General features: G+C 65.4%; 18 protein-coding genes. 7 read left to right on the top strand and 11 right to left on the bottom strand.

The features are described 5' to 3' along the window. Positions 1-17: 17 nt before the first annotated feature. Positions 18-917: a CESS family extended-spectrum class A beta-lactamase gene (blaCESS, locus tag AC1VWL_RS09985; RefSeq protein ID WP_482986574.1), complete on the bottom strand. Its 900-nt coding sequence runs from the start codon at positions 915-917 to the stop codon at positions 18-20. A 167-nt stretch (positions 918-1,084) separates the two neighbouring features. On the opposite strand from blaCESS, the gene AC1VWL_RS09980 reads away from it, so the two are divergent. Continuing rightward, positions 1,085-1,960, top strand: a complete 876-nt coding sequence (locus tag AC1VWL_RS09980; RefSeq protein ID WP_482986573.1) for a LysR family transcriptional regulator — start codon at positions 1,085-1,087, stop codon at positions 1,958-1,960. Positions 1,961-2,193: 233 nt separating this feature from the next. Here the strand turns inward: AC1VWL_RS09980 and AC1VWL_RS09975 are convergent, their stop codons facing one another. Next, positions 2,194-4,068: an ABC-F family ATP-binding cassette domain-containing protein gene (locus AC1VWL_RS09975; RefSeq protein WP_482986572.1), complete on the bottom strand. Its 1,875-nt coding sequence runs from the start codon at positions 4,066-4,068 to the stop codon at positions 2,194-2,196. Positions 4,069-4,380: 312 nt separating this feature from the next. On the opposite strand from AC1VWL_RS09975, the gene AC1VWL_RS09970 reads away from it, so the two are divergent. Further along, positions 4,381-6,759 carry a TonB-dependent receptor plug domain-containing protein gene (locus tag AC1VWL_RS09970; protein ID WP_481533541.1) on the top strand — a complete coding sequence of 793 codons (2,379 nt, stop codon included), beginning with the start codon at positions 4,381-4,383 and terminating at the stop codon, positions 6,757-6,759. Between the two features lie 124 nt (positions 6,760-6,883). Here AC1VWL_RS09970 and AC1VWL_RS09965 read toward each other — a convergent pair whose 3' ends face one another. Beyond that, positions 6,884-7,777 carry a LysR family transcriptional regulator gene (locus AC1VWL_RS09965; RefSeq protein ID WP_482986571.1) on the bottom strand — a complete coding sequence of 298 codons (894 nt, stop codon included), beginning with the start codon at positions 7,775-7,777 and terminating at the stop codon, positions 6,884-6,886. Positions 7,778-7,898: 121 nt separating this feature from the next. Here AC1VWL_RS09965 and AC1VWL_RS09960 point away from each other — a divergent pair, with 121 nt between their 5' ends. The 3 genes from AC1VWL_RS09960 to ybaL all read left to right on the top strand — a co-directional run bounded on the left by AC1VWL_RS09960 (position 7,899) and on the right by ybaL (position 12,500). After that, complete coding sequence (locus AC1VWL_RS09960; protein WP_482986570.1) at positions 7,899-9,089, top strand: serine hydrolase domain-containing protein; 1,191 nt, start codon at positions 7,899-7,901, stop codon at positions 9,087-9,089. After that, complete coding sequence (locus AC1VWL_RS09955; protein WP_482986569.1) at positions 9,089-10,309, top strand: MFS transporter; 1,221 nt, start codon at positions 9,089-9,091, stop codon at positions 10,307-10,309. The genes AC1VWL_RS09960 and AC1VWL_RS09955 overlap by 1 nt, the downstream gene beginning before the upstream one ends. Positions 10,310-10,787: 478 nt before the next feature. Then, a complete protein-coding gene (ybaL, locus tag AC1VWL_RS09950; RefSeq protein WP_482986568.1) occupies positions 10,788-12,500 on the top strand; it encodes a YbaL family putative K(+) efflux transporter in 1,713 nt (570 codons plus the stop codon). Here the strand turns inward: ybaL and AC1VWL_RS09945 are convergent. Both AC1VWL_RS09945 and AC1VWL_RS09940 read right to left on the bottom strand, forming a co-directional pair. After that, positions 12,476-13,354 carry an AraC family transcriptional regulator gene (locus tag AC1VWL_RS09945; protein WP_296252595.1) on the bottom strand — a complete coding sequence of 293 codons (879 nt, stop codon included), beginning with the start codon at positions 13,352-13,354 and terminating at the stop codon, positions 12,476-12,478. The genes ybaL and AC1VWL_RS09945 overlap by 25 nt on opposite strands. Before the next feature lie 44 nt (positions 13,355-13,398). Then, positions 13,399-14,325 carry a LysR family transcriptional regulator gene (locus tag AC1VWL_RS09940; RefSeq protein WP_482986567.1) on the bottom strand — a complete coding sequence of 309 codons (927 nt, stop codon included), beginning with the start codon at positions 14,323-14,325 and terminating at the stop codon, positions 13,399-13,401. 120 nt (positions 14,326-14,445) lie between these two features. Between AC1VWL_RS09940 and AC1VWL_RS09935 the strand changes: the two genes are divergently transcribed. Then, positions 14,446-15,096 (top strand): NAD(P)-dependent oxidoreductase, encoded by a 651-nt coding sequence (locus tag AC1VWL_RS09935; RefSeq protein ID WP_482986566.1) that lies wholly within the window; start codon positions 14,446-14,448, stop codon positions 15,094-15,096. Between the two features lie 185 nt (positions 15,097-15,281). On the opposite strand, the gene AC1VWL_RS09930 is transcribed toward AC1VWL_RS09935, so the two are convergent. The 6 genes from AC1VWL_RS09930 to AC1VWL_RS09905 form a co-directional block, all read right to left on the bottom strand. After that, positions 15,282-16,568 carry an O-acetylhomoserine aminocarboxypropyltransferase/cysteine synthase family protein gene (locus AC1VWL_RS09930; protein ID WP_481533548.1) on the bottom strand — a complete coding sequence of 429 codons (1,287 nt, stop codon included), beginning with the start codon at positions 16,566-16,568 and terminating at the stop codon, positions 15,282-15,284. A gap of 281 nt (positions 16,569-16,849) precedes the next feature. After that, positions 16,850-19,438: an ATP-dependent chaperone ClpB gene (gene clpB / locus AC1VWL_RS09925; protein ID WP_482986565.1), complete on the bottom strand. Its 2,589-nt coding sequence runs from the start codon at positions 19,436-19,438 to the stop codon at positions 16,850-16,852. Positions 19,439-19,615: 177 nt separating this feature from the next. Next, entirely contained in the window at positions 19,616-20,428 is an 813-nt protein-coding gene (locus tag AC1VWL_RS09920) for a DUF3014 domain-containing protein (RefSeq protein WP_482986564.1), read from the bottom strand. A gap of 77 nt (positions 20,429-20,505) precedes the next feature. Then, complete coding sequence (locus AC1VWL_RS09915; protein WP_482986563.1) at positions 20,506-22,083, bottom strand: hypothetical protein; 1,578 nt, start codon at positions 22,081-22,083, stop codon at positions 20,506-20,508. Positions 22,084-22,147: 64 nt separating this feature from the next. Continuing rightward, positions 22,148-23,041 carry an XAC2610-related protein gene (locus AC1VWL_RS09910; RefSeq protein WP_482986562.1) on the bottom strand — a complete coding sequence of 298 codons (894 nt, stop codon included), beginning with the start codon at positions 23,039-23,041 and terminating at the stop codon, positions 22,148-22,150. A 55-nt stretch (positions 23,042-23,096) separates the two neighbouring features. Next, positions 23,097-23,570 (bottom strand): DUF3574 domain-containing protein, encoded by a 474-nt coding sequence (locus AC1VWL_RS09905; protein WP_482986561.1) that lies wholly within the window; start codon positions 23,568-23,570, stop codon positions 23,097-23,099. 218 nt (positions 23,571-23,788) lie between these two features. Between AC1VWL_RS09905 and AC1VWL_RS09900 the strand changes: the two genes are divergently transcribed. Then, positions 23,789-26,221, top strand: coding sequence for a TonB-dependent receptor plug domain-containing protein (locus tag AC1VWL_RS09900; RefSeq protein WP_482986560.1), 2,433 nt, complete (start codon positions 23,789-23,791; stop codon positions 26,219-26,221). Positions 26,222-26,343 lie beyond the last annotated feature (122 nt).

Below are 26,343 nucleotides of genomic sequence, written 5' to 3'. Positions count from 1 at the left end.
CGCCAACGGTGGAGCCGTCAGCGCAGGCGGGCGCCAGCCAGCTCCCCTACCTGGCGCAGGATGCCATTCCTGCCGTCATCATCCAGTGCAGAACCCTGCAGGTAGCTGCTCAGCAGCCATGGTGTGCCACCGGCCAACGGCCACAGTACGGCAATGTCGTTGCTGGTGTCGCTGCCGTTGCTGCCGGTCTTGTCGCCTACCCGCCAGTCCTGTGGCAGACCTGCGCGCAGGCGTGCATCGCCGGTCTGGTTGTCGATCAGCCAATCGGCCAGTTGCTGGCGCGAGGCCTCGCCGAGCACGTCGCCAAGCAGGAAGCGCTGCAGGTTGCCGGCCATCGCCGCTGGGCTGGTCGTATCGCGCGGGTCACCGGTGGCAAACCGGTTGAGCTCGGGCTCATTGCGCGCACTCACGGTGACGCGGTCACCGTGCTCGCGCAGGAAGGCGGTAAGCCCGGCCGGGCCGCCAACCAGCGGCAGCAACAGGTTCGCCGCCGCGTTGTCACTGACGATCATCGTCGCCCGGCACAGATCGCGCACGGTCATGCTCTTGCCGACGTGGCGCTCGGTGAACGGCGAATGGTCGAGGATGTCGCTCGCCCGCACCGGCACGCGCTGGTCCAGCGACAACTGGCCGGCATCCGCGCGGCGCAGGACCGCTGCGGCCAAGGGAAACTTGACCGTGCTGCACATCGGGAAGCGTTCGTCGATGCGGTGTCCGTAGCGGGCGCCACTGGCCGGGTTCCAGAGGCAGACCCCCAGCCGGCCGCCACTGGCTTTCTCAAGTGCGGCGAAGTCAGCGTCACTGACTGCCACCGGCACCGTGATTGCAGCGCCACCAGCGCGCGCAAACGCGGCCGGTATCAAGGCGCTGGCCAAGGCGGCACCGCCAAGCGTGAGGAACTGACGACGAGCAAGCATGGGAACTCTCCTTTGGCGTGATCGGGCTGATCTTGCCCGCCGCTGCGGCCTGCGACCATCGCGAATAATCATCGCAAGCCATTAGTTAAATTTGCAGCTAAGGCGAAAATTCGGTCACGGGACGCGGAATAATGCGACCGACCATCAAGTTTCGTCATGACTCCGCCATGATCCGACCCCAGTTGCCGCTCAACGCCCTGCGCGCCTTCGAAGCCGCCGCACGCCATCTGAACTTCACCCGCGCCGCGCTGGAGCTTTGCGTCAGCCAGGCCGCCTTGAGTCACCAGATCCGTGGATTGGAGGACCGCCTGCAGGTCAGCCTGTTCCATCGGCTGCCGCGCGGCGTGGCCCTCACCGACGAGGGTGCGGCGTTGTATCCGGTGCTCACCGAGAGTTTCGACCGCATGGCGATCGCGCTGGACCGTTTCACCGGTGGCCGTTTCCGCGAGGTGCTGACCGTGGGGGTGGTCGGCACCTTCGCGACCGGCTGGCTGTTGCCGCGGCTGCCTGACTTCGAGGCTGCGCATCCGGATATCGAGCTGCGGGTGCAGACCCACAACAACCGCATCGATCTGGCTGGGGAAGGATTGGATCTGGCGATCCGCTTCGGCGATGGCGACTGGCAGGGGCAGGATTGCACGCCGATCGTCGACACCTTGTTCGCGCCGCTGTGCGCGCCGGCGGTGGCGCGGAAACTGCGGAAACCGCGTGATCTTGGCAACGTGGCGCTGCTGCGTTCCTACCGCAACGACGAATGGCCGCGCTGGTTGCAGCAAGCGGGTGTCAGCGGTGTGGAAGCGCGTGGTGCAGTGTTCGATTCATCCTTAACCCTGGCCAGTGCCGCAGCCGCGGGTGCCGGCGTGGCGCTGCTGCCACTGCGCATGTTCGAGCAGGACCTGGCCGAAGGACGACTGCTGCAGCCCTTCGCACAGACCTTGTCGTTGGGCAGGTATTGGCTGACGCGATTGCGCTCGCGACAGGAGCGCGAGCCGCTGCGACGCTTCCGGCTATGGTTGCAGGCGCAGGGACAATTGGACCTGTAGTGCCGAGCCATGCTCGGCAGAGGCGTCACCTGTAGTGCCGAGCCATGCTCGGCAGAGGCGTCACCTGTAGTGCCGAGCCATGCTCGGCAGGAGCTTTAGTAGTGCCGAGCCATGCTCGGCAGGAGCGTTACCGGTAAAGCCTCAGCCGAGCATGGCTCGGCTCTACAGTGGCATTTCAGGCATTGCCAGCTTCGCGGCTGACGCCGCTCCCACAAGCAAGACTGAGCCCGGGCTCAGTCCTCCAACATCTCCATCCACGCCGCCTCAGCCTGCTCCAGCTGCTGCACCAGCACTTCGCGCTCGCCGCCCAGCTTGGCCATCTTGGCCGCGTCGGCGTAGTTGCCGGAATCGGCCAGCTGCGCATCCACCTCAGCCAGCGCTGCACCCAACTGCTCGACCTTCTTCTCGGCTGCTTCCAGCTTGTGCGGGTTGACCGGCTTCTTGTTGGAAGCCGGCTTGGCCGGGGCAACCTGCGCAACCGGTGCAGCTGCAGGCTTTTCCTGGCGATCACTCTTGTTGCGTGAACCCTGCGCGCTGGCGCGGGTACGCAGCCACTGCGCGTACTCGTCCAGGTCACCGGCAAACGGCTCGACCACACCGTCGGCGACACGCCAGAACGTATCGCAGACCAGTCCGATCAGATGGCGGTCATGCGACACCATCACGATCGCACCTTCGAACAGCGCCAGCGCCTCGGCCAATGCTTCGCGCATTTCCAGGTCAAGGTGGTTGGTCGGTTCGTCGAGCAGCAGCACGTTCGGCTGTTGCCAGGCGATCAGGGCCAGCGCCAGACGCGCACGCTCGCCACCGGAGAAACCATCCACGGTCTCGAACGCGCGGTCACCCGGGAAGTTCCACTTGCCGAGGAAGTCGCGGAACGACTGGTTGACGCCATCCGGCGAGATTTCGCGGAAGTGATCCATCGGCGTCATGCCGGCGTGCAGCGATTCCACCGTGTGCTGGGCGAAGTAACCGATCTGCAGGTCTGGATGGGCCATGCGGTCACCGCCAAGCAATGGCAGGTCGCCGACGAGTGATTTCACCAGCGTGGTTTTACCCGCACCGTTCGGCCCGAGCAGACCGACGCGCTGGCCGGCTTCCAGGCCGAAGCCGACGTTGTCCAGGATCACCGCGTCCGGGCCGTAACCGGCGGTAACGTCGTTGAGGCGGATCAGCGAGAACGGCAGCTTGGCCGGCGGCGAGAACTCGATGCGGAACTCGCGCTCGGCGCGCACCGCCTCGGTACCGGCCATCTTGGCCAGGCGCTTCATCCGGCTCTGCGCCTGGGTGGCCTTGCTGGCCTGCGCCTTGAAGCGGTCGATGAAGCTCTGCAGATGCGCGCGCTCGGCCTGTTCCTTCTCGTGCGCGATCTGCTGCTGGCGCAGGTGCTCGGCACGTTGGCGCTCGAAATCGGTATAGCCGCCCGGATACAGCTTGGCACCGCCGCCGTGCAGATGCAGGGTGTGGGTAGCCACGTTGTCCAGGAACTCGCGGTCATGCGAGATCAGCAGCAAGGTGCCCGGATACTTCAGCAGCCATTGCTCCAGCCAGTACACCGCGTCCAGATCCAGGTGGTTGGTCGGTTCGTCGAGCAGCAACAGGTCGCTGGGCATCATCAGCGCGCGGGCAAGGTTCAAGCGTGCGCGCCAGCCACCGGAGAACGCCGACACCGGACGATCATGCGTCTCAGCCGGGAAGCCCAGGCCATGCAGCAGCTTGCCAGCGCGCGCCTCGGCGTCATAGGCGCCCAGTTCGGCCATCTTCTGGTGCGCGTTGGCAACCGCTTCCCAATCCTCGCGCTCAGCCGCTGCGGCTTCTTCCTGCAGCACCGCGGCGACCACGTCATCACCGCCAAGCACGAAGTCGATGGCGCGGTCGGGCAGCGCCGGGGTTTCCTGGGCCACGTCGGCGATACGGATCTTGCCGGGCAGCGACACGTCGCCCTTGTCGGCTTCCAGCTCACCGCGCACGGCCGCAAACAGGCTGGATTTACCTGCGCCATTACGGCCCACCACGCCTACGCGATAGCCGGCATGCAGGGTGAGGTCTACGTTGGACAACAGCAGGCGCTCGCCCCGGCGAAGGGCGAAATTACGAAGGGAAATCATGAATGGGTCCGTTATAACGAAAAGGAATGAGCATGTGAGCAGCATTCCTGCGACGTGATTCTAACGTTAACCAATACTTGACTCACGTCCTGATATCGCACGCGCCTGAACGGCGTTGCCTGACAAGGGCCAAGTACTCGCATAGCCAAATCGCCCTTGCTGAACTGAAAAAGCTTTCAAAAGCAACAATTTAGCTGAACCGTCCGGTTTGACACGAGGTAAAAATTCCATTAATTCGTTGATGGCGCACCGCAACAGCCGCGAACCCCACGCGCCGCCGATGCCGCCACTCAATACCGGAGCTGCAACCTGATGAACCGCAAGTCCAGCACCCTCGCCGTCGCCATTGCCATCGCCCTTGGCGCACCGGCCCTCCCCGCCCTGGCCCAGTCCAGCGCCAATACCCTGGATACCGTGATCGTTACCGGTACCCGCGTGGCCGACCGCACCGTGGCCGAGTCGCAGTCACCGATCGACATCATCACCCCGGAAGCCCTGCAGTCCACCGGCACCGGCGAGTTGGCCACCGCGCTGTCGCGCGCCCTGCCCTCGCTGAACTTCCCGCGCCCGGCCCTGACCGACGGCACCAGCGGCATCCGCCCGGCGCAGCTGCGCGGGCTGTCGCCTGACCAGGTGCTGGTGCTGGTCAACGGCAAGCGCCGCCACACCTCGGCGATGATCAACGTCAACGGCAGCATCGGCCGTGGCTCCTCCGCGGTGGACATCAACGCGATTCCGATCGCCGCCATCGAACGCGTCGAAGTACTGCGCGACGGCGCCTCGGCCCAGTACGGCTCCGATGCCATCGCCGGCGTGGTCAACATCGTGCTCAAGGGCAGCGGCAAGGGCGGCAGCCTGGCGGTGGATTACGGCCAGTACTCGGCCGGTGACGGCAACAAGTACCAGCTCTCCGGCGACACCGGCGTCAGCTTCGCCGATGGCCGTGGCAGCGTGCATTTCGCCGGCCAGGTCAGCCAGCAGGACGAAAGCAACCGCGCAGGCCCTTATCAGGGCACCACCCCGAATACCGGCAACTTCCCGTCCATCGGTGAAAAGACCTTCGTGGTCGGCGACCCGCGCGTGGATGCCACCGCTGCCTCGGCCAACGCCAGCTTCAACTTCAGCGACAACGTCAGCGCCTACGCCAGCGCCCTGCTGAGCAACCGCGACATCACTTCGTTCGCGTTCTACCGCTCGCCCAACCACAGCGGGCAGACCGCGCTGCTGGCGCAGGTCTACCCGGACGGCTTCGTGCCGCAGATCAACCAGTACTCCAAGGACCGCTCGCTGGTAGCTGGCGTCAAGGGCAATACCGAGAGCGGCTGGACCTGGGACGTCAGCGTCAACCACGGTGAAAACACCCTGGATTTCCACACCCGCAACAGCATCAACTACAGCCTGGGCGTCAACAGCCCGACCTCGTTCTACGACGGCACCCTGAAGTACCAGCAGGACATCTTCAACGCCGACATCACCAAGTCGCTGGATTGGGGCCTGGCCTACCCGGTCACGCTGTCCTTCGGTGGTGAGTACCGCCGTGAGAAGTGGGAGCAGAACGCCGGTGAGCTGAACTCCTATACCGGTAGCGGCGCGCAGGGCTTCGGTGGTTTCACCCCGACCAACGAAGTGCACAACGATCGCCACAACTACGCTGTCTATGCCGGGCTCGAAGCCGACCTGACCGAGAAGTTCTCCGCCGGCCTGACCGGTCGCTACGAGGACTACTCGGACTTCGGCGACAAGTTCTCCGGCAAGCTGTCGGCGCGCTACGCCTTCACCGACAAGGTTGCGCTGCGCGCCACCGCGTCCAGTGGCTTCCGCGCACCTTCGCTGGCCCAGCAGAGCTACCAGGCAGTCACCAGCACCATCATCAACGGCAGCTTCGTCGACCGCGGCACCTTCCCGACCACCAGCGCTGCCGCACAGGCGCTGGGTGCCAGCCCGCTCAAGGCCGAAAGCTCCACGTCCTATAGCCTTGGCCTGGTACTGCAGCCGGTTGATCGCCTTTACCTGACCGTCGATGCCTACCAGATCGATATCGACGACCGCATCGTGCTGTCCACCAACATCACCACCAATGCCGCCGCCAACGCGCTGTTGGCCGGGCTGGGGCTGCCGCAGGTCACCGCGTTCTCCTACTTCACCAATGGCGTGGACACCCGCACCCGCGGTGTCGATGCGGTGTCCAGCTACACCATCCCGTTTGCTGCCAGCAGCCTGGAACTGACCGCGGCCTACAGCTACAACGAGACCGAGGTGAAGAAGTTCATCGCCTCGCCGGCGGTGTTCGGCAGCCTGGGCATCACCCAGTCGCTGATCGGCCGCGACGAGATCGGCCGCATCGAGGACAGCTTCCCGCGTGACAAGGCCATCGTCAGCGGCACCTGGCGCTCGGACCGCTGGGAGCTGGGTCTGTCGGCGACCCGCTATGGCAGCTTCACCGTGCGCAACTCGGCCACTGCTGCCCGCGACCAGACCTATGACGCCAGCTGGGTAGTGGATGCCTCGGCCAGCTTCAAGCCCAGCGAAAACTGGAAGCTGACCCTGGGTGCGGACAACCTGCTGGACCAGTATCCGGACCGCACCGCCGACCTGCAGAACTCGACCTGGGGCATGCTGCCGTACAGCAACTACTCCCCGTATGGTTTCAACGGCGCCTACGTCTATGGCCGTATCAGCTACACCTGGTAATACCGGTTTGATGTTGTGCCCGGTTTGATGTCGTGAAAGGAAGATGCCCTGGGAAACCGGGGCATTTTTCTTTGTGCCGTCGGGACGTTGCCAGACGGCAACTCGATGCGCGCGGACGACAGCCTCAAGCAGCTTGCGGAAACACCTTCGCGCAGAGGAAGTCCACCAGTGCCCGCACCTTCGGCGACGGGTACTTGCTGGCCGGCCACAACACGTTGAAAACACCGTCCCCGCCCACTTGATCAACCAGGAGCGGCTGCAGCAGCCCAGCAGCCAGCGGTTCGCGGATGGCGAAATCCGGCAGGTAGGCAATCCCCAGCCCGCGCAATGCGAAGCACACGCGCGTCTCGATGTTGTTGCAGATCATCGAAGTCGGCAGTTGCAGCTCGGCCTCGCCCGCTGCGCGCCGCAGCGCCCAGGCCTCCAGCTTGCCGCTGTTGGGGAAGCGATAGTGCAGGCAACTGTGCTGCTCCAGATCGGCTGGCGCCCGGGGCACACCAGAACGTGCCAGGTACTCCGGCGAAGCAACCAGCCGCATATGGAAGCTGCCCAGGCGACGCGCCGACAGACGTGAGTCGGCTGGTTCGCCGGTACGCACCACCGCATCGAAGCCTTCCTCGATGACATCGACCATGCGGTCGGTGAAGTCCAGGTCCAGCTCGATCTGTGGATACGCACGCATGAACTCCCCCAGCACCGGCAGCATCAGCGAGCTCACCAACGGCAGGCTCACCCGCAGGCGTCCGCGTGGCGCCGCGCTGGCCTGCGAGAGCTCCAGCTCGGCGGCATCAATCTCGGCCAGGATGCGGCGGCTGCGTTCCAGGAACAGCGTGCCTTCGGCGGTGAGGGTCACGCTGCGGGTGCTGCGATGGAACAGGCGCACACCCAGCTTCTCTTCCAGCCGCGCCACGCTCTTGCCGATCGCCGAGGCCGACACCCCGAGCTCACGCCCGGCCGCGACGAAGCTGCGCGTCTCGGCCACCTGCACAAACACCACGAAGCCATTGAGGCTGTCCATGATCCGCCGCCCGTTTGATTGCGGACAGTTTATTCCGCGCATCACGGAACTGCAGCCTGCTTTTTCTTCAATCGGGGGATTCCTATCGTCACCGCCTGCCCTTTTCTTCGAGCCAGCCGCAATGACGACCCCCGCGTTCCCCCAACCTTCAAGTGCCGTGCCTGACCCGGTTTTGGCTTCCATCCAGACCGTCGTGCAGCAGGCACTGGACGAACAACGCCTGGTCGGTGCCGTGGTGCTGGTCGCCCGTAATGGTGCGCTGATCCACCGCCAGGCCAGCGGCCTCGCCGACCGTGCCAGCGCGCGCCCGATGCGCGTGGACACCGTGTTCCGGCTGGCTTCGGTCAGCAAGCCCATCGTTTCCGCTGCGGCCATGGTGTTGGTGGCACAGGGCAAACTCGAGCTGGATGCCGGCATCGAACGCTGGCTGCCGGAATTCCAGCCGCGATTGGCCGACGGCCGCCCGGCACGAATCAGCGCGCGGCAGCTGCTGAGCCATACCGCCGGTCTGGGCTACCGCTTTTTCGAAGCCGATGCGGACGGTCCGTATGCACGGGCCGGCGTCTCCGATGGCATGGATGCCTCCGCCATCAGCCTGCAGGACAACCTGCGTCGCATCGCCGAAGTACCGCTGTCATACGAGCCCGGCAGCGCCTGGGGCTACTCGCTGGCAACCGATGTGCTGGGTGCCTTGATCGAACGCATCCATGGCACACCGCTGCAGCAGGCCGTGCAGCAGTTGCTGACCGGTCCGCTGGGCATGGGCGATACCGGCTTCGTCGCCGCCGACCCGCAACGCGTGGCAATGGCCTATGTAAGCGACGCCCCGCAGCCACACCTGCTGGCCGAAGGTGAGATTGTTTCGCCCTTCGATGGCGCCATCGGCATCACCTACAGCCCGGCACGTATCTTCGACGCGCAGGCCTTCCCGTCTGCGGGCGCCGGCATGGCAGGCACCGCCGGCGATCTGTTGCGCCTGCTGGAAACACTGCGCATTGGTGGCGACAACATGTTGCCCGACGAACTGATCGCTGAAATGGGCCGCGACCAGACCAACGGCCTGGAACTGCCCAGCGCACCGGGCTTCGGCTTCGGCCTCGGCTTCTCGGTGCTGCGCGACCCGGCGCTGGCTGCTACACCGGAATCACCTGGCACCTGGCGCTGGGGCGGTGCCTACGGCCATTCTTGGTTCGTGGACCGAACACAGGGCCTGAGTGTGGTGGCCTTCACCAACACCTTGTACGAAGGCATGTCCGGTCGCTTCGTCACTGATCTGCGCGATGCGGTTTATGCTGCAGTGGAGTCGCGTTGATGTGTGCCGCAAACTCTGCACGCCTGCCATTTGGCGCATTGCTGGCGCTGGCGATGGCCGGCTTCATCACCATCCTCACCGAAGCACTGCCGGCCGGTCTGCTGCCACAGATGGCAGTTGGGCTCGGCGTGTCCGAAGCATGGATCGGGCAGACCGTGACGATCTACGCCATCGGCTCGCTGCTGGCGGCGATTCCACTGACCAGCGCGACCCAAGGCATGCGCCGTCGCCCATTGCTGCTGGCGGCGATCGCCGGCTTCGCCATCGCCAATACCGTCACCACCTTCTCCAGCAGCTACGCGCTGACAATGCTGGCGCGCTTCCTCGCAGGTGTTTCCGCCGGCCTGCTGTGGGCCCTGTTGGCAGGCTATGCAGCGCGCATGGTGCCGGCACATCAACAAGGCAAGGCGATTGCCATCGCGATGGTCGGCACGCCACTGGCATTGTCGCTGGGCGTGCCAGCCGGCACCTTGTTCGGCAACCTGCTGGGCTGGCGGATCTGCTTTGGCGCGATGAGCCTGTTGGCGCTGGTGCTGATGCTATGGGTACGGTTCAAGGTGCCGGACTTCGCCGGCCAGCCGGCGAACCAGCGCATGCCATTGCGGCAGGTGCTCTCCATTGCCGGCGTGCGCCCGGTGCTGTTGGTGGTGCTGGGCTTCGTCCTGGCACACAACATCCTCTATACCTACATCGCGCCATTCATGACTGCCGCCGGCCTGGGCGAGCGCACCGACCTGGTGCTGCTGGTGTTCGGCATGACCTCACTGTTGGGCATCTGGATCGTCGGTGTGCTGGTCGACCAGCACCTGCGCCGCTTGACGCTTGCCAGCACCGTACTGTTCGGCGCGGCCGCGTTGGCACTGGGACTGTCCAATGAGGCACCACTGGTGGTCCACGCGGCAGTGGCAGTGTGGGGGCTTGCTTTCGGCGGCGCCGCAACCCTGTTCCAGACGGCGCTGGCAAAGACTGCCGGAGACGCCGCCGATGTCGCTCAATCCATGTTGGTCACCGCCTGGAACGCGGCAATCGCCGGCGGCGGCATCATCGGCGGCGCACTGCTCGGGCGCTGGGGCGTCGGCGCATTTGCTCCCGCTCTACTGGGGTTGCTGGTGGCGACCCTGGCCCTGGTATGGGCCGCAAGGCGGCATGGTTTCCCCGGCACAAGCGACAAAAGCATCGCGAGCAACGCCAGCTGTTCTGGGACCTGCCGCGGGTCCTGAAGGAAGATGCCCCGGGAGACCGCGGCATCTTTACTGAGCTGGAGCAAGGCGTTACCCCTCCCCGACCCTCCCCTTGCCTGCGGCAAAGGGAGGGAGTTAACGGCAAAGCTGGCAATCCAACCGTTCGCGCGGACCGCCCCCTCCCTTTGCGGCAGGCAAGGGGAGGGTCGGGGAGGGGTGCCCTGGCCTTCGCGCGTGATCTGGCCCGCCCCCACTCCCCCCCCCGGCTCGGCGGCTCCTCCCCCCCCCCCCCCCCCCCCACCCCCCCGCCCCCCCCCCCCGCCCCCCCCGCGCCCCCCGCCGCGGGGGCGCCCCCGGGGAGGGGTGCCCTTGCCTTCGCGCTTGATCTGGCCAGCCCCAAATCCCACCGATCCAATTCCTTGGGACATAAAAACCCAGATTTTTCATATATTTCCCCGCACCCAAGCCACCAGCCCCTTTAGAATCAAACCACCCCCACCCGACCCAGCGAGCCCTGATGCACCATGACACCGCCCTGATCAACATGATTGCCATCGGTTTGGGCCTGGCCTTCGTCCTTGGTGCCCTGGCCAACAAACTGCGGCTGTCGCCGCTGGTGGGCTATCTGGTGGCCGGTGTCATCGTGGGGCCGTTCACGCCGGGCTTTGTCGCCGACCAGGCGCTGGCCAACCAGCTGGCCGAGATCGGCGTGATGCTGCTGATGTTCGGGGTAGGCCTGCACTTCTCGCTAAAGGACTTGATGGCGGTCAAGGCCATCGCCATCCCCGGCGCGATTGGCCAGATCCTGGTCGCCACCCTGCTCGGCTGGGGCGTGGCCACGCTGATGGGCTGGCCGGTGCTGCATGGCGTGATCTTCGGTTTCTCACTGGCCACCGCCTCCACCGTGGTGCTGCTGCGGGCAATGGAAGAACGCCGCCTGCTGGAAACCACGCGCGGCAAGATCGCGGTCGGCTGGTTGATCGTGGAGGACCTGGCCTGTGTGCTGGCACTGGTGATGATGCCGGTGATCGCCGACGTGTTCGGCCCCGAGGCCAACGGCAAGGAGCTGTCCATCGGCGGGCTGCTGGCTTCGATTGGCTGGACCTTCGTGCAGTTGGGCCTGTTCGTAGCGGTGATGCTGGTGGTCGGCCGCCGCGTCATTCCGTGGGTGCTGGAGAAAGTGGCCGGCACTGGTTCGCGCGAACTGTTCACCCTGTGCGTGCTGGCGATTGCCCTGGGTGTGGCGTTCGGCGCTGCTGCCTTGTTCGGCGTGTCGTTCGCGCTGGGTGCGTTCTTCGCCGGCATGATGCTTAACGAGTCCGAGCTCAGCCACAAGGCCGCACACGATTCACTGCCGCTGCGCGATGCGTTCGCGGTGCTGTTCTTTGTCTCCGTGGGCATGTTGTTCAACCCGATGATCATCGTCGAGCACCCATGGCAGGTGCTGGCGACGGTGCTGATCATCATGGTCGGCAAGTCGGCCGCGGCCTTCTTCATCGTGCGCGCCTTCGGCCATTCCAAGAGCACCGCGCTGACCATTTCCGCCTCGCTGGCACAGATCGGCGAGTTTGCCTTCATCATTGCCGGCCTCGGTGTGGCATTGAAGATCCTGCCGCCGGCCGGGCAATCGCTGGTACTGGCCGGCGCGCTGGTGTCGATCATGCTCAATCCGGTGGTGTTCGGCCTGCTCGACCGCTGGCAGGCGCGCCACAAGGAAACCACGCCGGTGCCGGAAGTGCCGGACATCCCGCCAGGCCCGTCGCTGGACCTGCAGGACCACGCCATCGTGGTCGGCTATGGCCGGGTTGGCAGCGAGCTGGCGCAGGTGCTGCGTGACCGCGGTGTGCCGGTTTTGGTGATCGATGACAACCGCGAGCATGTGGAACGTGCGCACGCTGCCGGTATTCCCGGCATTCGTGGCAGTGCCGCCTCGGACAAGGTGCTGGCCGAGGCGCATCCCGAGCGCGCGACGATTGCAGTGCTGGCGATTCCGCAGCCACTGGAATCGGGTGAAGTGCTGGCCAAGCTGCGCGCCATCAACCCCAACCTGACCCTGCTCGCGCGCGCCCACAGCGATGCCGAGGTCAAGCACCTGCTCGACCACGGCGCCGATGGCACGGTGATGGCCGAGCGCGAGCTGGCCTATTCGCTGGCGGAGATGATCATGTCCACCCCGCCCTACCGCAGCCTGCGCCCGGGCATGCCTCAGCCGGCGGCCAGCGGCACGTAGATATCGGCACGCAGGATGGCCTCGGGGACCTCTTCCGGGTCGTCGAGGAAGTGGTAATGCAGCGGTGCATCGCGCAGAGCATGACCGCTGCCCGGCAACCAGTCACGCAGCAGCTGGTCGGTGGCATCTTCCAGCAGCGAGTAGCTGCCGACGTGGCGCAGCCGCGCCACGCGGCCGCCGCCAAGAACCAGGCGCTGCAGCGATTCCGGCAACGCCGGCAGTTCCGCATCCAGCGCAAGCGCGCAATCGAACAGCAGCTCCTCGGCGGGCAGCTCGCGGTGATCGCCCAGCGGCACGCCGATCAGCTGCTGCAGCTGCTCGACCAGGCCCTGCTCCGCGGCCCAGCCGAACAGTTCGCCGAACACGCCATCCAGGTCATCGAAGGCCCCGCGCGCGCGCAGTGCCACCACTTCGAAGGGTTCCAGGGTGACGACTTCCACACTCAGCGGGGCGGGCTTTTCGGCTGGCGGCAATGGCCGTGACAGCTGCTCGATACTGGCGGCCAAACGCCTGGGATCTTCCCGCAGCTCGCTGGCGCTGGCATCCACGGTTTCGCGCAGCACCCGCGCCAGGGCTTGCGGGGTGTCGTAGCCCGCCAACAGCGCGATCTCGGTGACACTGGCATCGCTATGCGCCAGGCGCTGCAAGGCCTTGACCACGCGCAGCCGCTGCACGGTGCGGCCAATGGTTTCGCCAGTCAGCGCGCGATACACGCGGTGGAAGTGGAACGGCGAGTAATGGGCAATGGCCGCCAGTGCATCCAGATCCGGCAATGGCCCGCCAACATCGATGCTTTGCTGCAGGCAAGCGATGACCCGGTCCAGGCGTGGCAACTGCGCGACATTGGCTTTCATTGCGGCATCTCCGTTGGCTGGTGGAGCTATTGCAGCGCGCCTGCTCAGCGGCGGCGTTTCCGATCTTGCGCAAACCCGGCATCCGCACCGGGCAGACCCGCCAGATGATCCTGCAGCAACACGATGGCCTGGCGCACCTTGGCCGGCTGGGTCTGCCGATGCGGAGTGACCGCCCACACCGGCAACGGCGGCACCTCCCACTCCGGCAACAAGCGCTGCAGGCTGCCGGATTCCAGCAGCGGCGCCGCATCCAGACTGGTCAGCACCGCCACTCCCAATCCGGCTTCGCACAGGCGCAGTACCGCCGGTTGGTTCTGGCTGGCGATACGCGGGTGCGCAGGCACCAGGCGCTCCTCGCTGCTTTCGCGAAGTCGCCAGACCAGGCCGGGCACCTGCGGCATGCCCAACCATTCCGCCGCCGGCACCTGTAGCGGATCGTCGGGAACGCCGTGCCGCTGCAGCCAGGCCGGCGCCGCGCACGGCCAGCGCTGCAGGCTGCCCAGGCGTTGCGCCATCCAGTCACTGTCCGGCAACTGGCCGAAGCGCAGCGCAAGATCAATGCGCGCCTGCAGCAGATCGGTCCAACCATCGTCGAAGAACAGGTGCAGGCGCAGCTGTGGGTTGTCCTGCAGCCAGCCGCCCAAGGCTGGGCCGATGTGCGCGGCCATGCCCAGCGGCGCAGACAACCGCAGCTCACCGCTGGGCGCCTGCCGGGCGGCCGACAGTTCGGCCTCCGCCTCGCCCGCTGCATCCAGCAGGCGCGCACAGGCGGCGTAGTAGCGGCTGCCTACATCGGTCAGCGCCAGACGCCGCGTCGAGCGGTGCAACAGGGCCACACCAGCGTCCTGCTCCAACGCGCGTACCTGCTGACTGACCGCCGAGGTACTCATGCCCAGCGCCCGCGCCGCCGCACTCATCGAACCGTGCTGCACCACCTGGGCGAACAAGGCCATCCGTTTGACACTGTCCATCGGCCACCTCCGTGCCGCCATTGTGAAGCACAGCTTCAAGGTGATTGTGATTTTTTGCGACTGCCGCCGACGCCGACTTGGGGGGACACTGGCGTCATTCCCCACCCCAAGGACGTTCCCATGAAAGTTGCCCTGATCGGTGCCACCGGCTTTGTCGGCAAGGCCGTACTCGACGAACTGCTGGCCCGCGGCCATGACGTGACCGCGCTGGTCCGCGACCCGGCCAAGCTGGAAGCCCGCCCGCACTTGCAGGTGACCAAGGCCGATGTGCGCAATGCCGATGAAGTGCACGCCGCCGTTGCCGGTACCGATGCCGTGATCAGCGCCTACAACGCAGGCTGGGCCAACCCGGACCTGTACAATGAGTTCCTTCAAGGCACCCGTGCAATCGTCGCCGGCACCAAGGCTGCAGGCGTGAAGCGTTACATCGTGATTGGCGGTGCCGGCAGCCTGTACGCAGCGGACGGCAGCCAGCTTGTGGACTCGCCCAGCTTCCCGGCCGCGATCTATCCCGGCGCCAGCGCGGCGCGTGATGCGCTGACCGAGCTGCGCAACGAGACGTCGTTGGACTGGACCCAGCTGAGCCCGCCGGTTGCCTTCCATCCGGGCAGCGCGACCGAGCGCACCGGCACGTACCGGGTTGGCGGCGAGACCCCGCTGAGCACCGGCGACGGCCCGGGCACGATCAGTGCAGCGGATCTGGCAGTGGCGGTGGTGGATGAGCTGGACGCGCCGAAGCATGTTGGCCAGCGGTTTACGGTTGCCTGGTGAGTTTCTTGCGCTAGAAGCTCCCCCTCACCCCAACCCCTCTCCCGTAAACGGGAGAGGGGCTCGCATTGCTGGCGCTCGTAGTCCACTAGCCCCTCTCCCGCGCGCGGGAGAGGGGTTGGGGTGAGGGCAGCTTCTAGCAAGCAGACCCAGCTCCTGACTTTCCTCTGCAGCGTCCGAGCCGCATCTCAAGCCCCAGCCAAGGCCTGCTCCAGATCCGCCAGCAAGTCATCGATATGTTCGATGCCCACCGACAGGCGCACGGTATCCAGCGTCACCCCGGCCTTCTCCAATTCCGCCGCATCCAACTGCCGATGCGTGGTGGACGCCGGATGCGTCGCCAAGGACTTGGCATCACCAAGATTCACCAGCCGCGTGAACAGCTGCAGCGCATCCAGGAAGCGCGCCCCGGCCTCACGCCCACCCGGCAGGCCAAACGTCAGCACGCCAGAGCCCTGCCCGCGCAGGTACTTCTGCACCAGCGCATGCTCCGGATGATCAGGCAATGCAGCGTAGTTCACCCACGCGACCTTCGCGTGCTTCTGCAGGTAATTGGCCACCGCCAGCGTATTGCTGTTGATCCGGTCCATGCGCAGCGCCAGCGTCTCGATGCCCTGCAGGATCTGGAACGCGTTGAACGGTGAAATCGCCGCGCCCATGTTGCGCAACGGCACCACGCGGGCACGGCCAATGAAGGCCGCCGGGCCCAGTGCTTCGGTATAGACCACGCCGTGGTAACTCACATCCGGCGTATTGAGGCGCGGGAAGCGTTCCTTGTGCTCGGCCCACGGGAAGCGACCGGAATCGACGATGGCACCGCCAAGGCTGGTGCCGTGGCCGCCGAGATACTTGGTCAAGGAATGCACCACGATATCCGCGCCGAAATCGAAGGAACGCTGCAGGTACGGCGTGGCGACAGTGTTGTCGACGATCACCGGCACACCATGCGCATGCGCGATCTTGGCGATGGCTTCGATATCGGTGACGTTGCCGCGCGGGTTGCCGATGGATTCGACGAACACCGCCTTGGTGCGCTCGTCGATCAAGGCTGCGAAGGCCTGCGGATCGCGGTAATCGGCAAAGCGGGTCTGGATGCCAAACTGCGGCAGCGTATGCGCGAACAGGTTGTAGGTGCCGCCGTACAGCGCGCTGGAAGCCAGGATATTGTCGCCGGCCTCGGCAATGGTCTGGATGGCGTAGGTGATCGCGGCCTGGCCCGAGGCCAGCGCCAACGCACCGATGCCGCCTTCCAAGGCCGCGATGCGCTTTTCCAGCACATCGGTGGTGGGATTCATGATGCGGGTATAGATATTGCCCTGGACCTTGAGGTCGAACAGATCAGCACCGTGCTGGGTGTCGTCGAAGGCGTAGGCAACGGTCTGGTAGATCGGCACCGCGACTGCGCGGGTGGTCGGATCGGGGGAATAGCCGCCGTGCACGGCGATGGTTTCAGGCTTCCACTGCGGATCGGTCATCGGAGTGCTCGCTAAGGAGTGACCGCTGACGATAGCCGAGGATGGATGGCAACCGGTGGACGGTTGCAGGGGTTACTTGTGAGGGGGCGTTATGTGCTGATGCATTTTCAAAAAGCCCGCATCCCTAGCTGGAAGCTTCCCCTCACCCCAACCCCTCTCCCGTAAACGGGAGAGGGGCTCGGATCGCGTCAGCTGCCCCTGCACTAGCCCCTCTCCCGCGTGCGGGAGAGGGGTTGGGGTGAGGGCAGCTCTTAAAGCTTTTGAAGCGTTGGCTCCGGCTTTCAGCTCTTGCCAAACTGCAACTGGCCGCCACCGCCAGCTTCCACCTTGATGGTGTCGCCGCTGGCGAACTCGCCGGCCAGGATCTTCTGCGCCAGCGGATTTTCCAGCTGGGCCTGGATCGCACGCTTCAAGGGGCGCGCGCCATAGATCGGGTCGAAGCCGACATTGCCCAGCACATCGAAGGCCGAATCCGACACCTCCAGGCGCAAACCACGCTCGCCCAGGCGCTTCTCCAGTCCACGCATCTGGATGCGTGCGATCTGCTTGATCTGCTGCTTGTCCAGCGGGTGGAACACGACGATGTCGTCCAGGCGGTTGATGAACTCCGGACGGAAGTGCGCCTGCACCACGCCCATCACCGCCGCCTTCATCTGCGTATAGGCTTCCGGGCTGTCGTCGCCGCTCATGTCCTGGATCTGGTGCGAACCCAGGTTCGAGGTCATCACGATGACGGTGTTGCGGAAGTCCACGGTGCGGCCCTGGCCGTCGGTCAGACGACCGTCGTCCAGCACCTGCAGCAGGATGTTGAACACATCCGGATGCGCCTTCTCCACTTCGTCCAGCAGGATCACGCTGTACGGGCGACGACGCACCGCCTCGGTCAGGTAGCCACCTTCTTCGTAGCCCACATAACCCGGGGGCGCACCGATCAGGCGCGACACGCTGTGCTTCTCCATGAACTCACTCATGTCGATGCGCACCATCGCGTCGGGCGAATCGAACAGGAAGTCGGCCAGCGCCTTGGTCAGCTCGGTCTTGCCGACGCCGGTCGGGCCCAGGAACAGGAACGAGCCACTCGGACGATTCGGGTCCGACAGGCCGGCGCGCGAGCGCCGCACCGCGTCGGAGACCACGCGGATCGCTTCTTCCTGGCCAACCACGCGGTTGTGCAGCATGTTTTCCATGCGCAGCAGCTTGTCGCGCTCGCCTTCGAGCATCTTGCTGACAGGGATACCAGTCCAGCGCGAGACGACCTCGGCGATTTCCTCGTCGGTGACCTTGTCCTGCACCAGCTTGAAATCCTTGCGCTCCATCTCCTGCGCGGCTTGCAGCTGCTTCTCCAGGTTCGGCAGCAGGCCGTATTGGATCTCGCTCATCTTTGCGAAATCCTGGCGGCGCTGTGCGGCTTCCAGATCAAGTTTTGCCTTCTCGACCTGCTCCTTGATCTTGGTCGCGCCCTGCAGCGCGGCCTTCTCCGACTTCCAGATTTCGTTGAGGTCGGAGAACTCACGCTCCAGTGTGTCGATGTCGGCTTCCAGATCGGCCAGGCGCTTGCGCGAGGCGTCGTCCTTCTCTTTCTTCAGCATTTCGCGCTGGATCTTGAGCTGGATCAGACGGCGTTCCAGACGATCAAGCTCCTCCGGCTTGGAGTCGATCTCCATGCGGATGCGCGAGGCGGCCTCGTCCATCAGGTCGATGGCCTTGTCCGGCAGCTGCCGGTCGGTGATGTAGCGGTTCGACAAGGTCGCCGCCGCAACCACGGCCGGGTCGGTGATCTCCACACCGTGGTGCACCGCGTAACGTTCCTTCAGGCCACGCAGGATGGCGATGGTGTCCTCTACCGTCGGCTCACCGACAAATACCTTCTGGAAGCGGCGCTCCAGCGCGGCATCCTTCTCGATGTACTGGCGGTATTCGTCCAGCGTGGTGGCGCCGATGCAATGCAGTTCGCCACGCGCAAGCGCGGGCTTGAGCATGTTGCCCGCATCCATCGCACCGTCACCCTTGCCGGCGCCGACCATGGTGTGCAGTTCGTCGATGAACAGGATGATCTGGCCTTCGTTCTTGGACAGGTCATTGAGCACGGCCTTCAGCCGCTCTTCGAACTCGCCGCGGAACTTGGCACCGGCAATCAGCGCGCCCATGTCCAGCGAGAGCACGCGCTTGCCGCGCAGGCCCTCGGGCACTTCGTCGTTGATGATGCGCTGGGCCAGGCCTTCGACAATGGCGGTCTTGCCCACGCCGGGTTCACCGATCAACACCGGGTTGTTCTTGGTACGGCGCTGCAGCACCTGGATGGTACGGCGGATCTCCTCGTCGCGGCCAATCACCGGGTCGAGCTTGCCGCTCTCGGCACGTGCGGTCAGGTCGATGGTGTATTTTTCCAGCGCCTGGCGCTGCTCTTCGGCATTTTCGCTCTGCACGGTTTCTCCACCGCGCAGCTTGTCGATCGCGGCTTTCACTTTGTTCTTGTCGGCACCAGCCGCACGCAGGGCCATGCCGGCCGGGCCGCCATCGTCCACTGCCGCCAGCAGGAACCACTCGCTGGCGATGAACTGGTCGTTGTGCTGCTGGGCCAGTTTGTCGGTGTTGTTGAGCAGGCGATTGAGATCGTTGCCCATCGACAGGCTGCCGGCCTGGCCGGACACCTTGGGCAGTGCATCGAGCGCCTCGGTCAGCCGCTCGCGCAGCACCGGCACGTTGACGCCGGCCTGGGCCAGCAAGGGCCGGCTGCTGCCACCGGGCTGATCGAGCAGCGCGCTGAGCACATGTACCGGTTCGATGATGTTGTTGTCGCGACCGACCGCCAGGGACTGCGCGTCGGACAGCGCCTTCTGGAAGTTGGAGGTGAGCTTGTCCATCCGCATGGGTCTTCTTCCTCAAAGTTGGGAGGCCAGCAGTGCTGGCGATACTGGTTCAGATGCGGTTGCAACGGCGTGATTCAAGGGTGAATACCGCCCTTGTTCAGCTGAAATCGCAATCCCGCTCCAGTATCACCAGCTGCCGTCACCGCAACCTTGATCCAACGCAAGCGGCAGCGCGGCTCAGCCGCGCGTGATCGCCGCGCGCAGCGCCCGCAGCTGCTGCTTCACCGCCTGTTGCTGGCTGGCATCCATGCGCAGCAGGGCTTTCTGCCCGATCGACAGCGACTGCAGGGCCGGGTCGACGAAGCGATAGCGGCCCTTGCCGTCAGGCTCCACCGCCAGCGGGCGGGCCGGCTCGGGGGTCTGCAACAGATGGTCGATCACCGCCACCAGCCTGTCGTTGAAATGGCCGTCGGGGTGGCCGATATCGCGGTAGGCCTGCTGCAGCAAGGGATAGAAGCGCTTGTAAGCAGCCGCGACCGCGCCTGCATCGGCACGGGTAAAGGCATCCACGTAAGGCGCGTAGCGCGCGGCATTGGCGGCTGCCAACTGCTCACCTCCAGCACCGCCCTGCTCCACCTGCAGCGCGCCTGGCAACGGCCGCACGGCCATCGCCGCCCCTGGCAGGCTGGGCTGCGTCAGGTTGTCCACGTGCACCACCACGCGCGGGATCAGCTGCTCGCGCAGCAGCACGGCCAAGGCATCTGCGGGGAACAAACCGTTCAAGGCCTGCCAGCCGGAGGCATCACTGTCGGCCAGGGCCGGCAAGGCCGGGTCGGCAGCCACCTCAAGCGGATATTTCGGCTCGGCCACTGGTTCGGACGTAGCCGGCGGTTGGATGGCCGGTGTAGCTGGGCTATCCACCAGCGGAGCAATGGTTGGCGTTGCCTGCCGCAGCTGCGCCACGTCATCACGGAACAACCACCAGCCAATGCCGCCAACCGCGACGACGCCAACCACGGCCCAGGGCCACACTGCTTTGCGCTTCTGCATCACTTGCACCTTTATTGCATGTGATGGTGTGACCCTGTTTATCCCGCCGGGTTCCCCTGCGGTTCAAGCCTCATGCATCAACGCTGTTTCTGCAGCGACATCAGGCCGATCACGACCGCCAGCACAGCGTAGGCAGCGCTCACCTGCAAGGTGATGGCCTGGCGCAGGCCGTCCAGCTGCCACGGCAGGTAGATGCCGCCGCGCGGATCGGTGGAATGGATCACGCCGAACGCACTCAACGCGGCAGCCACGAACAGCAGGCTTACCGCCACGCCAGCGCGCCGCTCGATCAAGGCCACCAGTGCTGCCGCCCAGATCATCGCGGAGATGATGAAACCATTGCCCAGCAGCTGCAGCGTGGCCACATCCGACAGGCCGTGGCCGTCGACCGCCGCATACAGTGCTGCGGCCGCATCCGGCGCCACCCAGGTGCCGAACTTGATGTTGATCAGGTAGGCAATGGCCGGCAGGAAGGCCAACGCGACCGCGATCGCATGCTCACGTTTGGTCTGCTGGAAGGCCTGTACGGTGATGTCCAGGCCGACGAAGACGATGATTGGTGCCAGCACCGCCACCGGCAGCCACTGCACCAACCCCGCAACCACGCCGAGCATGCCGCCGATGCCGATGAACAGGCCGGTCAGCAGCGTGTAGCCGGTGCGTGCCCCCAGACGCTTGTAGGCCGGCTGGCCGATGTACGGCGTGGTCTGTGCGACACCGCCGCAGACGCCGGCGATCAGCGTGGCAATGGCCTCGACCAGCAGGATGTCGCGGGTGCGGTAGTCGTCACCGGCGGCGCGTGCGCTCTCCGCTACGTTGATACCGCCCACCACCATCAGCAGGCCGAAAGGCAGCAGCAGCGACAGGTACGGCACGGTCAACGGCAGGCCTTCGACGAAGCCCAGCGTCGGCAGCGGCAAGGCCACGGCGAAGGAGATGGCCGGCGGCCACTGGAAGCCGGTCAGTGCGCCCGCCGCACCCAGCCCGTAATACAGCACCACACCAACCAGCAGCGCGAACAGCACGCCCGGCAAACGCAGCGGCACCACGCCACGCGCAACCAACACATAAAGCAACACACCCAGCGTGACCAGACCGACCAACGGCTGGCGCATGCTCTCGATCAGCGGCAGGAAGCCGAGCAGGGTCAGCGCTGCACCACCGATGGAGCCGAGCAGCGCCGCACGCGGCACGTGGCGGGTAACCGCATCGCCGACGAAGGACAGCACCAGCTTGAGCAGGCCCATCACCACCAGCGAGGCCATGCCCAGCTTCCAGGTCGCCATCGCCGCGGCCTGCGGGTCCATGCCGAGCTGCTTGAAGCCGACGAAGGCCGGGCCCAGCACCAGCAGCGCCATGCCGATGCTGGTAGGCGCGTCCAGCCCCAGCGGCATCGCGGTGACATCATCGCGGCCAGTGCGGGCAGCCAGGCGGCGCGCCATCACGGTATACATCAGGTTGCCGATCAACACGCCGAAGGCGGTGCCCGGGAACATGCGGCCGAACACCACATCGGCCGGGAACTGGAAGATGCCGACCAGCGCCATCGCGATGAAGCCGAGGATCGACAGGTTGTCGACCACCAGGCCAAAGAAGCCATTGAGATCGCCGGCGACGAACCAACGTGGGCGGGATGCGGATGCAGAAGAATTCATGGGGGATATCGTCAGGAATGCGGAGCGATGGTAACGCCGGGAAAATGCGTGCGAGTGGAACAGATCATTCGTTCGTGGGCAGTTTCACCCAGCCCAGCACCGGGCCACGGCTGGGATTGCGGTAGCGCAGCTGCAACCAGCCGTCGGCTTCGTCCAGCAGCTCGACGCGGTCGCCCTTGAGCAGGTAGCGCTTGGTCGAGGTGTCACCGGCCCGGCTGTACAGCAGCAGCTTGTCCGGCACCACCGATGCGCTGCGGCCCGGCATCGGGGCGTCCTTCAGCGGCGGATCGAAGGCATTCCAGATGGCGGTCTCGAGCCGCTTGCCTGCGGCATCCCAGGTGCTCCACACCGTGAGGATCTCCGCATCTTCCACTTCGGCCAGCGCCAACACCTGCGCGAGCGCTTCGGTGTCGAGGAAGGCGTTGCGCATCGAGCGGTACAGGTAGACCTTGTCGCCCGCAAAGCGGTAGATATCGCTGTACCACATGGGCCCACTGCGGCAGCTGCTGCTCAAGGTGCGTGTGGCCGGGTCCGGGGTCAGCGACCAGAAGCCTTCGCAGCTGATTTCCGGGCCCTCGGGTGCGGCCAATGCGCGGAACTGGCCACTGCCCGGCTCGTACAGGTAAACCGTGACCGATTCGTTGACCTGGCCCAGCGTCGCACTGGTGTCCAGATCCTGGTAACCGTCGAAGTTGTAGTCGGCGTGACCCAGCCGCGTGCCGCCGCCTTCCTCGTTCGTGGACGCAGGCAGCACCTGCCGGGCCGGTGAGCGGCTGGTGCCCACCTCCACGCTGCCGTCGCCGAGCAAGCGCGCATGCGCGCTGACGCCGGCAGCGACCTCGAAGCGGATCTCGCTGTCATCTGCCGCGAATGCCGGCGCTGCCAGCAGCGAAACCGCTGCAATCAGCAAGCCGCGCGTGGCAAAACGGCAGCGGGACGTGGATATCAGGGACATCATCGAGAAGCTCATCTGCGGTTGGAGGCTGCCCGCAGGCTAGCCGATCCAGTGCGGATCAGAACGAAACCTCGACCGGCTGCCGCGACCACAGCACCGACTGGTGCCTGGTTGCCTGCTTCCACGCCAGGCGGATGGCTTCGATGTCGTTGCGGCGCTGCGGGCTGTCCTCATGCAGGATCACCAGTACCTTGGTGCGCAGCCGGTTAGGCTCCGGGGCACCGCGGAACAACCACTGGCCGTAGGCATCGAACACGGTCAGGCCATCGGGGAATCGCGGGGTGACTTCCTTGTCGAGGAAGGCGCGCCACTGCGCATCGCTGATCACATCGGTCTGCTCACGTGCCGACGGGCCAGTTTCCTCGCCAACGCCGAAGTACAGCTCGCTGCGCACCCAGCCACCGGCTTCGGCCGGTCGCGCGGCATCACCGTGCAGCTGGGCGCTGGGCGCGGTTTCGGCTGCAGGCGGAGCGGCGTGGGCACTTGCGGCAACGGCAAACAACAGGGGCAACAGGACAGCGTGCAACTTCATGGAAAACCTCCGGACAGGAACGACACGGTGGCATCCAAGGCACCGCAGGGGATATCGCGTTTGGTTATCAGCCAATTGCCAGCAGGACTTGCATCGCGGCCGCCGTTAACGCGAAGATAATATATCGCTTCATCCGGATGGATGTAAGTGTTACCTGAAACCTTTCCACCATCCGCACCTCCCCACGTCCCGCTTTCCCCACAGTTTCTGGAGTTCCCATGTCCCGCCCCACCTCGGCCCCGCTCGGCCTGGCCATCGCGCTGGCGCTGTCTTCCCCCGCTTTTGCCCAGGACGCCCAGCAGGCGACCAATCTGGATACGGTGATCGTCACCGGCACCCGCGCCGTGGACCGCACCGTGCTGGAGTCCACCTCGCCGGTGGACGTGCTCAGCGCCGAGGACATCCGCAAGGCCGGCGTGGTCAACGGTGAGCTGGGCAGCGCGCTGCAGGCGCTGCTGCCCTCGTTCAACTTCCCGCGCCAGTCCAACTCCGGCGGTGCCGACCACATCCGCGCCGCCCAGCTGCGCGGCCTGTCACCCGACCATGTGCTGGTGCTGATCAACGGCAAGCGCCGCCATAACAGCGCCCTGGTCAATACCGACAGCAAGATCGGCAAGGGCACCACGCCGGTCGACTTCAATGCCATCCCGGTCAGCGCAATCAAGCGCATCGAGGTGCTGCGTGACGGCGCCGGCGCGCTGTATGGCTCCGATGCGGTGGCCGGCGTGATCAACGTGATCCTCGACGACGCGCCGGAAGGCGGCGCCATTGAGGCCAGCTTCGGCGCGCACCACACCGACCTGAAGCCGATCGACCGCACCCTGACCGATGGCCAGACCAGCTTCTTCAGCGCCAAGGTCGGCACCGCGCTGACCGACGACGGCGGCTTCCTGCGCGTCGGCCTGGAACTGAAAAACCGCGAAGCCACCAACCGTGCCGGCTTCGACCAGATCCCGCCGTGGGAAGCGCAGACCCCGGACAATCTGGCCCTGGCCGGCAAGCGCAATTACTCACTTGGCGATGGCGCCAGCAAGGACCTCAACGCCTGGTTCAATGCCGAAATCCCGTTCGGCGCCGCCTCCAAGGCCTACGCCTTCGGCACCTACAACCAGCGCGATACCGAAGGCGCCAATTACTTCCGTTACCCTGATGGCGAGGCCAACTGGAAGGAGCTGTACCCGAACGGCTACCGCCCGATCTCCGAAGGCGAGAACCTGGATGTGCAGCTGGTGGCCGGTGCTCGCGGCGAGCTGGGCGACTGGAACTACGACGCCAGCCTTGACCACGGCCGCAACGAGTTCACCTATCGCCTGCGCAACTCACTCAACGCCTCGCTCGGACCGACCAGCCCGACCAGCTTCAAGACCGCCGATTTCAGCTTCACGCAGACCGTGGCCAACCTCGATTTCGGCCGCCTCTTCGTACGCAGCAATGACACCCACAGCCTTGGCTTCGGCATCGAAGGCCGTCACGAGCGCTATGAAACCGGCGCCGGCGACCCGGCCAGCTATGCCGCCGGCCCGTATACCGACCGCCCGACCGGCTCGCAGGCCGGCGGTGGCCTGACCCCGCAGGACGAGGCCGATCTGTCGCGCGATGTGATCAGTGCCTACACCAGCCTGTCCTCGACCTTCGGCGAGAAGTTCTCCACCGATATCGCCGCCCGCTATGAGCATTACGAAGATTTCGGCGGCGAACTGACCGGCAAGATCGGTGCGCGCTATGCCTTCGCACCGGCATTCGCGCTGCGTGGTTCGGTCTCCAACAACTTCCACGCGCCGTCGCTGAGCCAGATCGGCTACGAGTCCACCTCGACCGGTTACACCGCCGGTGGCCAGCTGGTGCAGGGCCGTCTGCTGTCGGTGAACAATCCGATCGCACGTGCCTTGGGCGCTACTGACCTGAAGCCGGAAAAGTCGATCAACTACAGCCTCGGCTTCACCAGCCAGATCGGCAGCCACTTCGACCTGTCGCTGGACCTGTTCCAGATCGATATCGATGACCGTATCGCGCTGTCGGAAAGCATCACCGGCGATGCATTGACCGATTTCGTACAGCAGCAGTTCGGCATCGGTGGGCTGGAAAGCGCGCATTACTTCGTCAACGCCGCAGATACCCGCACCCGCGGCGCCGAGTTCGTCGGCAACTGGCGGCAGTCGCTGGGTGACGGCGAGCTGCTGTTGACCGGCACTTGGAGCTACGCCAAGACCGAATTGAAGAACGTCGTCGCCACGCCTTCGCAGCTGCTGGCACTGAACCCGGACTACGTGCTGTTCGGCGTGGAGGAGAGCAATACGCTGACCGACGCCGCACCGCGCACCCGCGCGCAGTTCGCCGCCAGCTGGGCCAATGACAGCTGGTCGCTGAGCAGCCGCGTCAGCCGTCATGGCAGCGCCAAGCGCGTGTTCGATTTTGGTGGCGGCTACGTCCCGACCCAGACCTACCAGGCCGAATGGCAGTTGGATGCGGAAGTCGAGTACCGCATCACGCCGCAGTGGAGCGTGGCGATCGGCGGGCAGAACCTCACCGACAACTACCCGGACAAGTCGAACGAAGACATCTACTACTTCGGCAACCTGCCGTATGACGTGTTGTCGCCGATTGGCAGCAATGGTGCTTATTGGTATGGGCGGGTGCGGTTTACGTTCTGATTTGGGTGTTTAGTGCGGGATTGCTTGCTTAGAGCTTCCCCTCACCCCAACCCCACTCCCGCGCGCGGGGGCGGGGGTGGTGCACTAGGCGCCGAATAGGACTTCGGCCCTAAAACCCCAGC

Source organism: Stenotrophomonas sp. STEN063 (assembly GCF_056854515.1).
The sequence above is the reverse complement of the archived record's forward strand: the minus strand, read 5'-3'. Positions and strand labels throughout refer to the sequence as shown.

Excerpts from the sequence above, each read along its gene's own strand:
- blaCESS (WP_482986574.1), bottom strand. The coding sequence starts at position 917 with ATGCTTGCTCGTCGTCAGTTCCTCACGCTTGGCGGTGCCGCCTTGGCC.
- AC1VWL_RS09980 (WP_482986573.1), top strand. The coding sequence starts at position 1,085 with ATGATCCGACCCCAGTTGCCGCTCAACGCCCTGCGCGCCTTCGAAGCC.
- AC1VWL_RS09975 (WP_482986572.1), bottom strand. The coding sequence starts at position 4,068 with ATGATTTCCCTTCGTAATTTCGCCCTTCGCCGGGGCGAGCGCCTGCTG.
- AC1VWL_RS09970 (WP_481533541.1), top strand. The coding sequence starts at position 4,381 with ATGAACCGCAAGTCCAGCACCCTCGCCGTCGCCATTGCCATCGCCCTT.
- AC1VWL_RS09965 (WP_482986571.1), bottom strand. The coding sequence starts at position 7,777 with ATGGACAGCCTCAATGGCTTCGTGGTGTTTGTGCAGGTGGCCGAGACG.
- AC1VWL_RS09960 (WP_482986570.1), top strand. The coding sequence starts at position 7,899 with ATGACGACCCCCGCGTTCCCCCAACCTTCAAGTGCCGTGCCTGACCCG.
- AC1VWL_RS09955 (WP_482986569.1), top strand. The coding sequence starts at position 9,089 with ATGTGTGCCGCAAACTCTGCACGCCTGCCATTTGGCGCATTGCTGGCG.
- ybaL (WP_482986568.1), top strand. The coding sequence starts at position 10,788 with ATGCACCATGACACCGCCCTGATCAACATGATTGCCATCGGTTTGGGC.
- AC1VWL_RS09945 (WP_296252595.1), bottom strand. The coding sequence starts at position 13,354 with ATGAAAGCCAATGTCGCGCAGTTGCCACGCCTGGACCGGGTCATCGCT.
- AC1VWL_RS09940 (WP_482986567.1), bottom strand. The coding sequence starts at position 14,325 with ATGGACAGTGTCAAACGGATGGCCTTGTTCGCCCAGGTGGTGCAGCAC.
- AC1VWL_RS09935 (WP_482986566.1), top strand. The coding sequence starts at position 14,446 with ATGAAAGTTGCCCTGATCGGTGCCACCGGCTTTGTCGGCAAGGCCGTA.
- AC1VWL_RS09930 (WP_481533548.1), bottom strand. The coding sequence starts at position 16,568 with ATGACCGATCCGCAGTGGAAGCCTGAAACCATCGCCGTGCACGGCGGC.
- clpB (WP_482986565.1), bottom strand. The coding sequence starts at position 19,438 with ATGCGGATGGACAAGCTCACCTCCAACTTCCAGAAGGCGCTGTCCGAC.
- AC1VWL_RS09920 (WP_482986564.1), bottom strand. The coding sequence starts at position 20,428 with ATGCAGAAGCGCAAAGCAGTGTGGCCCTGGGCCGTGGTTGGCGTCGTC.
- AC1VWL_RS09915 (WP_482986563.1), bottom strand. The coding sequence starts at position 22,083 with ATGAATTCTTCTGCATCCGCATCCCGCCCACGTTGGTTCGTCGCCGGC.
- AC1VWL_RS09910 (WP_482986562.1), bottom strand. The coding sequence starts at position 23,041 with ATGATGTCCCTGATATCCACGTCCCGCTGCCGTTTTGCCACGCGCGGC.
- AC1VWL_RS09905 (WP_482986561.1), bottom strand. The coding sequence starts at position 23,570 with ATGAAGTTGCACGCTGTCCTGTTGCCCCTGTTGTTTGCCGTTGCCGCA.
- AC1VWL_RS09900 (WP_482986560.1), top strand. The coding sequence starts at position 23,789 with ATGTCCCGCCCCACCTCGGCCCCGCTCGGCCTGGCCATCGCGCTGGCG.